The sequence below is a fragment of the Paenibacillus sp. VT-400 genome (assembly GCF_001029205.1).
In the GTDB taxonomy this organism is placed as follows: domain Bacteria; phylum Bacillota; class Bacilli; order Paenibacillales; family Paenibacillaceae; genus Paenibacillus; species Paenibacillus amylolyticus.
Map to the genome: position 1 here is coordinate 1 of NZ_LELF01000047.1, position 15176 is coordinate 15176.

11 protein-coding genes and 1 rRNA gene are annotated in these 15176 nt (G+C 45.5%); 1 reads left to right on the forward strand and 11 read right to left on the reverse strand.

The window, feature by feature from the left end:
• A 16S ribosomal RNA gene (locus tag EL84_RS02600) occupies positions 1 to 290 on the reverse strand; the annotation flags it as partial.
• A gap of 599 nt (positions 291 to 889) precedes the next feature.
• Here EL84_RS02600 and EL84_RS02605 point away from each other — a divergent pair.
• A complete protein-coding gene (locus EL84_RS02605) occupies positions 890 to 2263 on the forward strand; it encodes a molybdopterin-dependent oxidoreductase (RefSeq protein WP_047840608.1) in 1374 nt (457 codons plus the stop codon).
• Between the two features lie 128 nt (positions 2264 to 2391).
• On the opposite strand, the gene ligA is transcribed toward EL84_RS02605, so the two are convergent.
• The 10 genes from ligA to EL84_RS02655 all read right to left on the reverse strand — a co-directional run bounded on the left by ligA (position 2392) and on the right by EL84_RS02655 (position 15158).
• The gene (gene ligA / locus EL84_RS02610) at positions 2392 to 4413 is read right to left on the reverse strand and encodes an NAD-dependent DNA ligase LigA (protein WP_047840609.1); all 2022 of its coding nucleotides are present in this window, start codon (positions 4411 to 4413) and stop codon (positions 2392 to 2394) included.
• 286 nt (positions 4414 to 4699) lie between these two features.
• Positions 4700 to 7054, reverse strand: a complete 2355-nt coding sequence (pcrA, locus tag EL84_RS02615; protein WP_036612363.1) for a DNA helicase PcrA — start codon at positions 7052 to 7054, stop codon at positions 4700 to 4702.
• Positions 7055 to 7491: 437 nt separating this feature from the next.
• Positions 7492 to 8187: a heptaprenylglyceryl phosphate synthase gene (locus EL84_RS02620; protein ID WP_047840610.1), complete on the reverse strand. Its 696-nt coding sequence runs from the start codon at positions 8185 to 8187 to the stop codon at positions 7492 to 7494.
• Between the two features lie 115 nt (positions 8188 to 8302).
• Positions 8303 to 9178, reverse strand: coding sequence for a phosphatidylinositol-specific phospholipase C/glycerophosphodiester phosphodiesterase family protein (locus tag EL84_RS02625; protein ID WP_047840611.1), 876 nt, complete (start codon positions 9176 to 9178; stop codon positions 8303 to 8305).
• A 124-nt stretch (positions 9179 to 9302) separates the two neighbouring features.
• On the reverse strand, positions 9303 to 10703 hold the full coding sequence (locus EL84_RS02630; RefSeq protein ID WP_047840612.1) for an undecaprenyl-phosphate glucose phosphotransferase: 1401 nt from the start codon (positions 10701 to 10703) through the stop codon (positions 9303 to 9305).
• Positions 10700 to 11692: a glycosyltransferase family 2 protein gene (locus EL84_RS02635; protein WP_082218814.1), complete on the reverse strand. Its 993-nt coding sequence runs from the start codon at positions 11690 to 11692 to the stop codon at positions 10700 to 10702. The genes EL84_RS02630 and EL84_RS02635 overlap by 4 nt, the downstream gene beginning before the upstream one ends.
• 233 nt (positions 11693 to 11925) lie before the next feature.
• Entirely contained in the window at positions 11926 to 12798 is an 873-nt protein-coding gene (rfbD, locus tag EL84_RS02640; protein WP_047840613.1) for a dTDP-4-dehydrorhamnose reductase, read from the reverse strand.
• Positions 12795 to 13820 (reverse strand): dTDP-glucose 4,6-dehydratase, encoded by a 1026-nt coding sequence (gene rfbB / locus EL84_RS02645; protein WP_047840614.1) that lies wholly within the window; start codon positions 13818 to 13820, stop codon positions 12795 to 12797. The genes rfbD and rfbB overlap by 4 nt, the downstream gene beginning before the upstream one ends.
• A 30-nt stretch (positions 13821 to 13850) precedes the next feature.
• Positions 13851 to 14396: a dTDP-4-dehydrorhamnose 3,5-epimerase gene (rfbC, locus tag EL84_RS02650; RefSeq protein WP_047840615.1), complete on the reverse strand. Its 546-nt coding sequence runs from the start codon at positions 14394 to 14396 to the stop codon at positions 13851 to 13853.
• Positions 14397 to 14414: 18 nt separating this feature from the next.
• Positions 14415 to 15158: a sugar phosphate nucleotidyltransferase gene (locus EL84_RS02655; RefSeq protein WP_047840616.1), complete on the reverse strand. Its 744-nt coding sequence runs from the start codon at positions 15156 to 15158 to the stop codon at positions 14415 to 14417.
• Positions 15159 to 15176 lie beyond the last annotated feature (18 nt).

The window sequence follows — 15176 nt, forward strand, 5'->3', positions numbered from 1 at the left end:
GTCGCCTTGGTGAGCCGTTACCTCACCAACTAGCTAATGCGCCGCAGGCCCATCCCCAAGTGACAGATTGCTCCGTCTTTCCAGTTTCCTTCAGGCGAAGAAAACAATTATTCGGTATTAGCTACCGTTTCCGGTAGTTGTCCCAAACTTGAGGGCAGGTTGCCTACGTGTTACTCACCCGTCCGCCGCTAACTATCAGAGAAGCAAGCTTCTCTGATAGTCCGCTCGACTTGCATGTATTAGGCATGCCGCCAGCGTTCGTCCTGAGCCAGGATCAAACTCTCCAATAAAGTATTGAAAAGAGCGATAAGCTCATTTTGAATCTGACGATTCATTGTGAATCAAAAGTTACTATCCATTTGTTCAGTTTTCAAGGAACTTGTATGTCCGTTTATGTTGATGTTTGTCAACCGGACAGGAATCTTATCATATCATGTTAACTAACTTACTGTCAACACTTTGTTTTCGTCATCTTTCAAATGATTATGACAATCATTCGTTTGAAGCGACAAGAAATAATATATCACGTAGTGATTTATTTCGCAAGCATTTTTAATCAACCTTTTGATATCATCATATCTTCATCTACGGTGTCTTGTTTCCAACCTGTATTCGACAGATTAGCACATTCTCTGAACCCAAGATGGGATAACGATCCCTGCCCTTCTAATGGTTTGAAGAAAGTGATCCAAAAACTCTATAATAAGGTATATAGATATAGGGATAAGGTTAAGCAGTCAAGTGTACTACTTTCATAAGTAGCCTATGAACAATCGTATAACCATCTCGCATTGCACCTTTACACAGATCACGTACTCCATTCACAGCTAGCTATTACATATCAAAGTTCTGAATAAACTCATTACTAACCTATATGGGGTGATCGCACTTGAAGCAATGGTTGAAGAACAGACGCAAAGGTTACGGCAAAAAGTTGGTTTCCATCCATGCTTGGAATGCCTGGATTGTTGTGATCCTTGCTATAACAGGTCTTATGCTGGTAGGCGGCTTTTGGCGCGAGATACTCGGAATTGGACGTGTCTGGTTAAAATGGCTACATATCATCGTTGGGCTAGCTATGCTGGCACCCGTAGTATATTACTTGATTTTGGCCGGAAAGCACTGGAAACAACTTCGAAATAGGCCTTGGCAAAGGGTGAACACCATCTTTGTTCTTGCGCTGCTGGTAGGCTGGCTCATCTCGGGTATTGTATTATGGCAGTTCAAGCTAGCTGGACCTCGATGGTCGAATGCTGCACTTTTGATCCATGACCTGCTGACTTGGGTGGGCTTACCTTATATTATCTATCACTCCATCACTCGGACCAAATGGTTAAAGGATCCTGCACGTCGTGCGGTTAAAACCACTACAACTTCAACACGAACTCAAAATACAGCTGACCCATCTGATTCAATATCGGATGAAAAAGAAACTCCGGCTGCTATATCTTCTTCCCAGTTTGATCGCAGTTCCGAGAGAGATCCCCTCAAATCAGAGGAGCGACCTCAACCGTTGTATACACGACGAGCTTTCATCCGTTCTGCTGTGGGGGTTGGTCTCGCCGTGACTCTTGGTCCTACTTTTATATCCTGGGTAGGACGAAATCTCAAGATCGATAATAGTATTGATAGCATGCTGGAGAACGATCCTAACCGTATGGTTCCTCTGCCACAACCGCTGTCTGCCTCTTCACCTCCCATTGGAGGCGGAGCTGAAGGTCATTTCCGCGTATATACGGTTACGCCTATACCGTCCTTCTCCAATGCTAACTGGTCTTTCCGAATTGATGGACTGGTTGAACGGGCACAGGTTTGGAATTGGGAACAATTCGTGAAGCTGACGCGCACCGTACAGGTTAGTGATTTTCACTGTGTAACGGGCTGGTCTGTATATAAGAATACCTGGGAAGGTATCTCTCTTGCACAGCTTTTGAAACAAGCCGGGGTCAAACCGGAAGCTCACAGTGTGAAATTTTATTCCGGTGATGGTGTGTATACGGATGCCATTACGATGGATCAAGCGCAAATGGAAGATATTATGGTCGCTGTCATGCATGATGGCAAACCTATCCCTGCTGATCTTGGCGGTCCGGTACGGCTCGTCATTCCTCAGATGTATGCCTATAAATCAGTAAAATGGTTGAATCGCATTGAACTCATCGACAGTGAACATATCGGTTACTGGGAAGAGCGAGGATATGACAAGGATGCATGGCTTACAGGCGCATCTCAACGCATTCCTAACAATTTAAGTGGGTCATGATCAGATAAGATAAAATTGGTGAGCGTTCATTCGTTGTAAAAGTAATTCAATAAATAGCAAAAGCCCCCGATCATATATTCGTGTCTTCGGGGGCTTTTTTTATATGAACTCTTTTGTTCATTTATCCTCTAACCCTGTGGGTTCAAAAGACGTACAAGTTCGTCCTCATCCTCAATCGTTGGAATACCGAGATCATGAGCTTTGGTTAGTTTACTACCTGCCTTCTCTCCGGCAATCACCAGATCTGTCTTTTTCGACACACTGCCGGTCACCTTCGCTCCGAGCGCTTCCAGTCTTTGCGTTGCCTCTTCCCGCGTCAATTGGTGCAGCGTTCCGGTCAAGACGACCGTTTTACCACTGAAGAAGGAATCTTCCACAACAGCAACGGCTGGTGCCTCAGGTGCCTGAGCTTTCACGCCCAAGTTGAGCATTTTCTCAATCGCAGCCTGTGTAAACGGATCTGCAAAAAAGTTTACGATGCTCTCAGCCACGATACCACCGACGTCGGGTAGTTCAACCAGTTCTTCCACGGTTGCATTCATAATGGCGTGCAGATCTCGATAATGATCAGCCAGCATGCGCGTTGTCGATTTACCTGTGTTCGGAATACCCAGTGAGTATAAGAAGGAAGCCAAGTCTCTATCTTTACTAAGCTCAAGCGCAGCGATAAGGTTGTTCGCTTTCTTTTCCCCAAATCGCTCCAGCTTCACCAGATCATCAAACTGTAACGTATACAGGTCGGCAGGCTCACGTACGTTCAATTCATCATACAACTGAATCGCCGTTTTCTCACTGAACGTCTCAATGTCCATAGCATCACGGGAAGCAAAATGGGAAATACGTGCCACCGTTTGTGGTTTACACGCAAGTCTATTGTTACAGAACAGATGCGCTCCGCGTTGCTCCAGTGGGAATCCACATGCAGGACACTGCTCAGGGAAGACGATCTCCTCGCCATCACTCTCCTCCGTCACTTTGCCCAGAATCTCAGGAATGACGTCGTTGGAGCGGCGAATAAAGACCCGTGTACCCAGAGCAAACTTCAGATTTTTGCGCTCAATATCGCCGACATTGTTAAGAGTACAGTTCTGTACCGTTACTCCAGCAAGTTCAACCGGTTCTACGCGTGCCAACGGAGTTACTTTGCCAGTACGGCCCACATTCCATACCACAGCGTTAAGAACCGTCGTGGTCTCTTCAGCCTCGAATTTATATGCCACCGCCCAGCGAGGGAATTTATCGGTATAACCCAGCACTTCGCGGGTGCGCATGTCCGTAATTTTGATAACAGCTCCATCGATCAGATAGTCCAGCTGACCCCGGTTCTCCTGAATCGCAGCCAATTGTTCCATCACATCATCAAACTCATGGAAATACGTGATGGATGGATTAACTTTGAATCGGTTCTCACGCAGGAAGTCCATCATCTGCTGATGATTGGCAAACTGAATGTCATCCGAATAACCTACATTATAAAAATAAGCATTCAACCGACGCTCAGCCGTCGCCTTCGGATTCAGGTTGCGGAGCGCTCCTGCTGCTGCATTACGCGCATTCTTGAGTGGCTCTGCCGCTGTCTCATTGTATCGATCCAGGACAGACAGATTCATGATGCCTTCACCCTGTACTTCAATCGTACCGCTTGTGTAAGGAATTTTGAGCGGAACGGATCGGATCGTTCTTACCTGTGCCAAAATACCTTCACCTACGGTACCGTTCCCTCGTGTAGAGGCTTGCACCAACTCACCGTTGGTGTATGTCAGGTTCAGCGTCAATCCGTCAAACTTCAACTCAATGACATAACCTGGTTCCGGTAAAGGCGTATCGGGATTTTTACTGTTATAGTCATTAATCAGTTTCAGTACACGGGTATTCCAGCTCCGAAGCTGCTCAATATTCTGTGCTTTGTCCAGACTCCATAAGGAAGATAAGTGGCGATGCGGGGTAAACCCCTTGAGCAGTTCGCCACCCACACGCTGTGTTGGAGAATCAGGCAGAACCATGCCGCTTTCCTGTTCCAGCGTAACCAGTTCATCGTACAGAAGATCATACTCCTTATCGCTGATCTGTGGCTGATCCATCGTGTAGTACTGATAATTATGCTGGTTCAGCTCGGTAACGAGTTGCTCCATCCGGTGCATCGGGTCCATACAGGGCCATCCCTCCGTTAATTTGATCTATATATGTAGAACGAACACTCCTATTGCACTGAACTGTGATAACAGAAAAACGTTCCATCGTTGATATCACTACATAATTTCAATGAATGAATATCCACACTGACACTCCGATAACAGAATAACTTTCTGATCGCTGTCATCCCCGGACTTCTTTTAATCCATTTTAAAAGGTGGAAATCCGGGGATAAAGGCGAACGCTATGCTTCTTCAAGTTATTTCTGCTCTCTCTGTTATCGTGCAAAAGGAGGTTTCGTTCTTATTCTACTTTCGTAATTGGGGCAAATCCGGCAAGCAAACGTTTCACACCCACCGGAGCCGGGAAGGCAATCTGCAGTTCGGTATCATTACCTGTCCCTTTGACCGCAACAATGGTGCCTGTCCCCCATTTGCCATGCTGCACTTTATCTCCTGCCTTGAATCCTGCTTCACCATCAGAAGCTACCGGCTTGGAAGCAGATGATGGCGTAGAATATGTTGGGCGGGAGACACTTGTGGTCACACGCGAAGTTGGCGTGGATGAGGTAGCAGATGAACCGCTTTTACTTTGGTGATCAAAGAGCTTGGTGCCGCCACCGAAGTTACTTCCTCCACTAGAGCCTAACCCACGTCCACCATATGAGCCGCCTCCGCTACTTCCACGACGGTAACGATCACGAGCCATGGAGGTGTCTTCCTTCAGCTCATCCGGAATTTCATCCAGGAAGCGGGAAGGCGGGTTCGCTGTTGTACGTCCAAACAAGGTCCGCATCTGGGCACAAGACAGGAACAGTTGCTCTTCCGCACGGGTGATTCCTACATAAGCAAGTCGGCGTTCTTCTTCCAATTCTTCATTGTCCATAAAGGCACGGCTATGCGGGAAGACTCCTTCCTCCATACCTACGATAAAGACAACCGGGAACTCCAGACCTTTGGCGCTGTGCATGGTCATCAGGGTAACAGCGTCGCTCTGATCCTCTTCATCATCGTTCATGCTGTCGATGTCAGCAATCAATGCAAGATCGGTGAGGAACGACACGAGCGTTTTATCTTCATTATTTTTCTCAAATTCCATCGTTACCGACAGGAACTCTTCAATGTTCTCCAGCCGTGCACGGGATTCGAGTGTGTTTTCATTTTGCATCTCAAGACGGTATTGGCTCATCTCAAGAATCTTCTCGGTCAGTTCAGTTACAGACAGATACTCTACCATCTGATGCAACGCAGCGATCATGTCATAGAACTCCACCAGCGCATTCCGCGTACGACCAGCAAAACCAAGATCATCTACGACCTGAAGTACACGGAAAATAGAAATTCCACGCTCTCCTGCCGCAGCCGCAAGCTTAGCTACCGTTGTATCACCAATGCTACGTTTCGGTACATTAATGATCCGGGTAAGACTGATATCATCGTCCGGGTTAGATAACAGGCGCAGATACGCCAGAATGTCCTTGATCTCTTTACGATCATAGAACTTGATGCCGCCGACAATCTGATACGGAATATCAGACTTGATCAGAATTTCCTCTATAACCCGGGACTGAGCGTTGGTACGGTACAAAATGGCATGGTTCTGATAGGATTTGCCGTTCTTCACATTTTTACTAATCTCGGAGGTAACAAAATACCCCTCATCATGCTCGGAATCCGCACGGTACACCTTGATCTTCGAACCACCCTCTTTGTCCGTCCACAGTTTCTTCGGTTTACGCCCTGTATTCAGGCCGATCACTTCATTCGCTGCATTCAGGATATTGGAAGTTGAACGATAGTTCTGCTCCAGCAAAATCGTACTTGCTTCAGGGTAATCTTTCTCAAAGTTCAGGATATTGCTGATATCCGCCCCACGCCAGCGATAGATCGACTGGTCACTATCCCCTACAACGCAGATGTGATGGTGACTGTCAGCGAGCATGCGGCACAGCATGTACTGTGCACGGTTCGTATCCTGATACTCGTCCACGTGAATGTATTGGAATTTCTTTTGGTAAAAGTCGAGGACTTCCGGCACTTCTTTGAACAGTTGAATGGTCTGCATAATGAGATCGTCGAAATCAAGTGAGTTGTTGGCTCTTAACTTTTTCTGATACATCTTATATACCTTCGCCACAATACCCTCGAAATAGTCTCCCGACTGCTTCTCATATTGCTCCGGACTGATCAGTTCATTCTTGGCCGTGCTCATCATGGATTGAACTGCTTTGGGCTCAAATTTCTTGGTATCAATATTCTGGTCTTTCATACAGCTGCGAATAACAGATAATTGGTCCGATGAGTCCAAAATACTGAAGTTGGAGGTAAAGCCAATACGTTCAATATCACGACGCAAAATACGCACGCACATGGAGTGGAACGTGGATACCCATATGTCGCGGCCTTGGGAGCCACCAACTAGTTGGGATACACGATCTTGCATCTCACGGGCGGCTTTGTTCGTAAATGTAATCGCTAAAATGCCCCACGGGGGTGCCTTCCGTGTTGCAATAAGGTAGGCAATCCGGTGTGTCAGCACCCGGGTCTTGCCGGAGCCCGCTCCGGCCATAATCAGCAGCGGGCCATCCGTCGCCTCGACGGCTTGCCGTTGAGGGGTGTTAAGCCGTGCAACGGCATCATGTATATTTACAGGTTGCATGCATGCATGCTCCTTTCGTTGGTTGGTCGGTATAAGTGAGCTATCGGTTACACTCATCACTACGATGACAGAATAATCTTCCGATCGCTGTTATTCCCGGATTTTTCGATCTACTTTTCAAAGGTAAAAATCCGGTAATAAAGGCGAACGCTCCGCTTCTCCAGCTTATTTCTGTCCTCTTCGTTCTCGTGTAAACATAGTCCCTGTATACGAATTTCTTAGTAAAAAAAGAACAAAATCAGGTAATAGAAATATGCTTAGGATTTAGCTTTCTTACAGAAAGCTTTTAACGAGCATTTCGTTTCTCCAGCTCACTTCTCTCCTCTTTGTTATCGTGTAAACGACATTACGCTCATATAACTTCTTTAATTAGTAAGGGCAAAGTTCTATTTTAACAGATCATAAGGGGAAAATGGGGGAATGGTAAACTAAACCGATTAAATGGTTCCTTTTACAGCCAACACCGTCTCAAGTGCCTTAGTTAAATCGCTGTACACAATGTTACCTACCACGATGGTGTCTGCCACCTGCGCAGCTTGCGAGGCTTTCTCAGGATCATCAATTCCGCCGCCGTAGATAAGGTGTGCCCGATCCAATTGTCTGTGTGTCTCACCAACAAGCTCCATATCTCCGAACGTTCCGCTGTACTCCATGTATACAATTGGAAGATTGAGCAGACGCTCCGCTGCCTGGGCATATGCCACCGCAGCTCCTGTCGTCAGATCCGTATCTGCACCAGTCAACCGCGCTACCGTGGAGTTTGCATTCAGGACGATATAACCCTCGGCAATAAGCAGATCCCAAGGAATAAGATAACCATAACGCTCTATGGCTTGCTGGTGGTGCCCAATCATCCATTTGCTGTCTGTTGCATTCAGGACCATGGGGATCAAATATCCATCAAAGCCGGGAACAACAGCCTCCAGATCGGATACTTCAAGCACACATGGCAACTCATAACGACGCACACGGGACAACAGGTCTACCGTGTTATCATAGGTAATCCCGGAAGATCCGCCGACGATAATTGCATCGGTCCCCGACATGCAGACCAGATCGAGTTCTTCGTCTGTAATTTCCCGGTCCGGGTCAAGCTTAAATACATGTCTCCACTGCTTAATCATGTCTATCAACGAACATTCCTCCAGAGGTTCTTCTGCATCCTAGAAAGCTTGTAAACTAAGTCTAAGTCAGCAGACAGTGAGTGTCAATGTTCGTATAAAAAGGGGAACAGAAAAACATGAATTTTTACGGTTTCCAGGCAAAACGTGTATTCATCTCATCCAGTTCCTGCTCCGTCAGCACGTCCGAGTAGACCCCGTACACGCCCCATTTCTCATAGTTAGCCACCTGTTCAGTGTCATTGATAGTATGCACGTAGGTGACTGAGCCTGCACTATTCAGCTTGGCGACGAAATTCTGGTTTACTTTATATTCCGGCATAGTCACGGCATCAATATCATTCTTTTGTACAAAATCAACAACCTGAGCTTCTGTATCCTGTGTGGCATATAACGTATAGATAATGGAAGGGAATGCATAGACTTCTTTCACCGTTTCGAGCATCGGTTCGTTATAGATCTGTACAACCACCCGGTCCAGCACGGATGGATCATGTTCTTCCGCTGCATCCACGAGGGATCTTAACACCTGCTGAATATCCTCATCCTTCTGTTCCTTGGTGTCGGTTACGATATACATATCCGGATACTCGGCCAGTACATCTATAATGCCATCGGCATCCATGGGTTGATACATGCCCAAGATTGGCGTATCCATGAATTCATCATGTGTCAACGCCCCGGCCTGTTTATCCTCCGGAAGCTCTTCGTCTTGTCCTAGCATTTTGCTCATATTAGCGGTCCATTCATGTCTGGCTACGGCTTTGCGATCCGAGGTTAACATAAAGTCGATCTCAAATACACGTGTGCCTTTCTCGTAATTGGCAATCATCGCTTCATAGGCGTTGGTATATGGTTGATCACGAATGCTGCCCATCGCATGGGCGATTAATCTATAAGCAGTAAATCCGTCCCGTTGCTCCTCACTCTCACTTTCGTAGGCGAAAAAGAGTGTGCCCACGGTAACGATCAGTAGTATTAACACGGCGGCAATGCGTTTCATATAGCTTTCACATCCTCAGTACCTTTTTGTTAGCTAACTACCCGAATTGATGAGGGGCAAAACAAAATAGCCGCCCGAGGCGGCTGTTAAATGGTGGTATGCAAGATTAAATGAATTGTGAATCTCAGTAAGCATTCTTAAGGCCTTTGCGAATAGTCTCCCATATGATTTTGATATCAAATAATAAAGACCAATTTTCAATGTAAAAGATATCTTGTTCAATTCGATCCTCAATCGAGGTATCTCCTCGTAATCCCTTGCTCTGTGCCAATCCTGTTATTCCCGGTCGGACGTGGTGTTTGATCATATATTTAGGAATTTCATCCCGGAATTGATTCACGTAGTATGGACGCTCTGGCCTTGGACCAACTACACTCATATGACCAAGCAAAACGTTGAAAAATTGAGGTAACTCATCCAGGCTTGTGCGTCTTATAAAAGTGCCAAAAGCCGTTCGTCGCGGATCATTCTTGGTGGACCACCCTGTGTCCATTGTGCCCTCAGGAATGACTTTCATCGAGCGGAATTTGAACATCATGAAGTTGCGTCGGTTAAGTCCTACTCGCTCTTGTTTGAAGATGACGGGCCCAGAAGAAGTAAGTCGTACTCCTACCGCGACAACGAGCATTACCGGAGAAGTTAAGATGATCGCAGTAAGAGAGAAAAGAATATCGAAAGTTCTCTTCATCAATCGGTTCACCGCAATATCCAGTGGAATGTCGCGAACGTTAATCATGGGCATACCCGCAAAGTTATCGAAATGCGGCCGTGCTGGCAAGTAATCAAAGAAATCAGGAATGATTAGTGTCCGAACTCCTGCCTTCTCACACACATTGATAATATGTGAATACTTATCGTGAGCATCCAGAGGTAATGCCAGAATGACTTCATCAACAAGATGCGTAGACAAGAACTCTTCCAGTTCGTCTATTCGGCCGAGAATAGGTTTGTATCTTTTCTGTTCACTCTCATCCCAGTGACGATAATCATCCATAAATCCAGTTACTTCGTATCCAAGTTCGGGATAATTTCTAAGGTTATCATAGAAACGTTTACCTAGTGATCCAGCACCAAGGATGAGCACAAACTGACGGTTAAATCCTTTTTTACGGAAGCGTTTCAGTTGTACTTTCACTATATAACGATAGAATAGTGTGAATGATACATTGCCAATCATATACATGGCGAGATATGCACGAGAGATGTTTACTTCCTTGAAAAAGAACATCAGACTCAGCAGCATGAAGAAGGCTATGCCATGAGATTGGAGAATTTTCCAAAGTTCGTCTACAAATCGTTTTTTCCGCTTGGCTACATAAAGAGAGGACATCAGTCCTGTGATGATGGCAAGAACTGCGTAAACCAAGCTCCACATCATATATTTCTCTATAGGTAGTGGATTTTGGTTCGTTAACAGGTCACTCTCAAATTTCAGCCACCAAGCCACCAAGAACGAAAGCTGAATCACGCCAAAATCAGCCGCAATATACAATTGGGTTAGAAATCGTTGATTACGCCGAATCATGGGTTCACCTCGGAAGATGCTTCATTCTCCGCTCTCAGGCGGGTTTCAGTCCGCACTTGACGGGAAGGAGGAGACAACTTGCTGCGTAATAAAGATAACGTAAACTTGAGTGAAATCCCCATCCACACAGCCGTATTCGTGAGTAGATTGTACTTCTTCGCGTAGTGTTTGCGGTGGAACACCCACATCGCTCTATGAAACTCATACGTTATTTTCAAAGGTTTACGACGAGCACTGCCGCCCTTGTAGTGCACAATATATGTACGCGGATAATAAAAAATTCCCCATCCCGCTTCTTTGATGCGATAACACCAGTCAATATCTTCTCCATACATAAAGAACGTCTCATCCAACCCGCCAACCTGGTCAACCGTCTCACGCCGCACTAGCATGAACGCACCAACAAGACAGTCTACCGGATATTCATCATCCGGGCTCAAATGTCCCAGTTGATATTGATTGAACTTCGGCCGATCAGGGAAAAGACGAGAAACACCGAATGCATAATAAAATGAAGCCGATAGTGTAGGAAATCCACGCTTACAAGCCTTATCCAAGGAGCCATCAGGCAGGATGACTTTGCAGCCTGAGGCCCCCATCTCGGGGTAGCGGTCCATGAATCCGACCATAATTTGCAGCGTATCCGGCTGAATAACGGTGTCAGAATTGAGTAACAGGATATAGCGTCCTTTCGCTACTCTCATGCCTTGGTTGTTGGCAACTGCGAAGCCTGTGTTGTCTTCGTTAGCTATAAGATGCACTTGTGGATATGCCTCTCGGATCGCTTGCACAGAATCATCCTGCGAGGCATTGTCCACGACGATGATCTCGTAGCTGTATGAAGTATTGGAGGCATAGACAGAGTCCAGACAATCCAGCGTCAGCTGAAGGGTGTTGTAATTGACGATGATGATGCTAGTGTCGACCTTTTGAAATGCCTCTGTTGATTGTAAACCGACCGAATGGGAAGCTTCTGATACTTGGGCCATTTGTAAAACTCCTGACTTGTGATTCTTTATATAAAAACTGGAACTTGTCCTCATACGAAATATACATGGTAAAAGCAAGCTTCAATAAACTATCAATTCTTAAGATAGACGATATCTATCCAACGAGAGTATATCATATTTTGGAGGAGGTAGCAGTTGAAAGGTATTATAGATATTTTCTATACCATGAAAAATCTCCCGCTCAACCATTAATGGGCGGGAGATTAGAGTGCTTAATTTTGTACTTCGGATATTTTTTTCAAAAAATCGCACAGTCCTTCACGCCAAGGCCTAAGATCATTAAAACCATTGGTACGGATCGACAGATGCTCCATCACTGAGTTTCGCGGGCGTGGGGCAGGGCGAGGAAACTGATCTGTAGCACATGGATCAACTTTGGCTTGAATATGGAAACCAGATAATAACTGAGCCTCCTCAAAAATTGCTTGAGTGAATTCATACCATGTACATGCCCCACTGTTGGAAGCGTGGTAGACGCCGTATTTTTCAGTACTCATTAAATCATGCAAGAAGTAGGCCAAATCAACCGTATACGTGGGTGATCCCTTCTGGTCGTGTACAACTTGAAGCTTTGGCTTCTCCTGACCAAGTTTCAATATAGTTTTCACAAAATTATTACCATAAACGCCATACACCCACGAAGTGCGGACAATAAACCATCGGGAAGATAAAGATTGCACCAACAGCTCTCCCGCACGCTTGGACTTACCGTAGACGCTCTGGGGATTCGTGTTATCATATTCTTGGTAAGGCTCTTCGGAGGTACCGTCGAATACATAATCCGTACTGATATAAATGAGCTTTGCTCCAATACGCTCAGCAGCTACCGCAATATTTCGGGTTCCTGTGGCGTTGATTAGGTAGGCTCCATCTACATCCGTCTCGGCGGCATCCACCGCAGTATAAGCCGCACAATGGATAACCACCTCTGGATGATACGTCGATATAACATCATTGCTTTGAAACTGATCCGTAATGTCCAATTGTTCGCGATCACAAGCCATGACGTCATGCCCCTCTTTTTCCAAAAGAAGCACCATATCCCGGCCCAATTGTCCGTTAGCTCCAGTCACAAGCACCTTCATGCCTTGGCGTCTCCCAAACGAGAACCGTATTGCTTCGCATAGTAATCCTGATAGGCACCAGACTGAATACGTGTCCACCATTCCTTGTTATCGAGATACCACTGAATGGTTTCTTGAATTCCCGTCTCAAAGTTATATTTGGGCTTCCAGCCGAGTTCAGTCATCGTTTTGGTCGGGTCAATACCATATCTGCGATCATGTCCAAGACGGTCCTGTACGTATTGAATCAGAGATTCGGGTTTACCGAGCTGCTCCAGGATCGTTTCAACAATGTGTACATTGGTTCTCTCGTTATTGCCACCAATATTATACACCTCACCATTGCGTCCCTTGTGGATGACCAGATCAATCGCACTGCAATGATCCTCTACATATAACCAATCTCGAATGTTCAGCCCGTCTCCATATATAGGCAGAGCTTCATCATTCAACGCACGCGAGATCATAAGTGGAATGAGTTTTTCCGGGAACTGGAACGGTCCATAATTGTTAGAACAGCGTGTAATATTCACAGGAAGACCAAAGGTTTCGTGATAAGCGCGTACCAATAAATCTCCTCCAGCCTTGGAGGCAGAGTACGGGCTATTCGGCTGAAGTGGGGTCTCTTCCGTAAACAATCCGGTAGGTCCGAGAGAGCCGTACACCTCATCTGTTGAAACTTGAACAAATTTAGTAATATTGTGCTTTTTGGCAGCATCCAGTAATACCTGAGTACCGTTGACGTTCGTTCTTACAAACACATCCGGTTCCAGAATACTGCGATCCACATGAGACTCAGCTGCAAAGTTAACAACCACATCCACGCCCTGACCGATCAGGCGGTCCATCTCCTTGGCGTCAGTGATATCTGCTTTAACAAAGGTATGTCGCTTGTTGCCTTCAAGTGACTTTAAGTTCTCCAGATTGCCAGCATATGTGAGTGCATCCACGTTGATAATCTCATAGTCTGGGTACTGCTCAAGCATATACATGACAAAGTTACTTCCGATAAATCCGGCACCGCCGGTAACGAGCAGTTTCATACAGTTGAAACCTCCTAATTACTTCACTATCTAAAAATTCATCTCTGCGTCCTTAAACAGAGGATGCTGTTTGTCTTTCTCTGATAAAATTGGATTTAATGTAGGCCAGTCTATACCCAGTGTTGGATCATCCCATAATATTCCACGATCATTTTCAGGGGAATAGTATTCGTCCACTTTATAAAATACTTGGGTATTCGGTACCAACGTACAAAAACCATGAGCAAACCCTTTGGGAACCAGCAATTGTCGGTGGTTATATTCGCTAAGAATGAATGCCTCCCATTGGCCGTATGTCGGAGATCCTGTACGTATATCCAAGATAACATCGTAGATCGCTCCAGCAATAACACGAACCAGCTTGGTTTGAGCTTTTGGATTGATTTGATAATGCAGGCCACGAAGCACACCTGGCTGTGTAGAAAGAGACTGATTATCTTGAATAAAATGATGGCTTAGTCCCTTCTGCCTCATGATTTGTTCATTATAACTCTCCATAAAGAAACCACGATTGTCTCCATGAACGACTGGTTCAAGCAACATTGCGCCTTGCAACTTGGAGGAAGTCACTTTCATGATTGAACTCCCCTTTTATTATAATTTTAACTTTCCAAACTCTTCTCCGAACACAATCTTTTGGGAAAGCTCATTAGCTCGTGCAAGAGAGGCATGCGTACCGGCATCGGTCCACCAACCTTGCAAGATATCAAAGCTTAGCTCTCCTTTTTGAATATATGCGTTGTTTACATCGGTTATTTCAAGCTCCCCACGTCCAGAGGGTTTCAGTGTCTTGATGATGTCGAAGACCTGGCTATCAAACATGTATATTCCAGTAACTGCATAGTTGCTTTTAGGCAACTGCGGTTTTTCTTCAATGGATACTATGCGTGTTCCTTCAATTTCAGGTACTCCAAAACGTTGCGGATCCGAAACCTCTTGAATCAAAATTTTGGCTCCAGTTCCCTGTACCCTAAAATTATCTACATAAGTAACGATATCATCCGAAAACACATTATCTCCTAATATGACGGTCATTTGATCATTTCCTACAAAATGCTTAGCGAGATCCAGAGCTTGAGCGATACCTCCAGCCTCATCTTGAACTTTGTATGTGAAAGTGACCCCCATATCGTTACCACTACCAAGCAGATTGACAACATCCCCCATATGGTCTTTACCTGTAACAATCAGAATATCCACAATACCGGCTTGTTTTAGTTTATATACGGAATGAAAAATCATAGGATACTTCCCCACAGGAAGAAGGTGTTTATTAGTAACTTTGGTCAAGGGATACAAGCGTGAGCCTGTCCCACCTGCTAGAATTATTCCTTTCAATGTAGTCACATCCTAATT

What these genes read in the sequence shown, in the direction of transcription:
- EL84_RS02635 (WP_082218814.1), bottom strand. Translation starts at nt 11,692, where the DNA reads ATGGCCCAAGTATCAGAAGCTTCCCATTCGGTCGGTTTACAATCAACA.
- EL84_RS02630 (WP_047840612.1), bottom strand. Translation starts at nt 10,703, where the DNA reads ATGATTCGGCGTAATCAACGATTTCTAACCCAATTGTATATTGCGGCT.
- rfbC (WP_047840615.1), bottom strand. Translation starts at nt 14,396, where the DNA reads ATGAAAGTGACTTCCTCCAAGTTGCAAGGCGCAATGTTGCTTGAACCA.
- ligA (WP_047840609.1), bottom strand. Translation starts at nt 4,413, where the DNA reads ATGGACCCGATGCACCGGATGGAGCAACTCGTTACCGAGCTGAACCAG.
- EL84_RS02625 (WP_047840611.1), bottom strand. Translation starts at nt 9,178, where the DNA reads ATGAAACGCATTGCCGCCGTGTTAATACTACTGATCGTTACCGTGGGC.
- rfbB (WP_047840614.1), bottom strand. Translation starts at nt 13,820, where the DNA reads ATGAAACTGCTCGTTACCGGCGGTGCCGGATTTATCGGAAGTAACTTT.
- rfbD (WP_047840613.1), bottom strand. Translation starts at nt 12,798, where the DNA reads ATGAAGGTGCTTGTGACTGGAGCTAACGGACAATTGGGCCGGGATATG.
- pcrA (WP_036612363.1), bottom strand. Translation starts at nt 7,054, where the DNA reads ATGCAACCTGTAAATATACATGATGCCGTTGCACGGCTTAACACCCCT.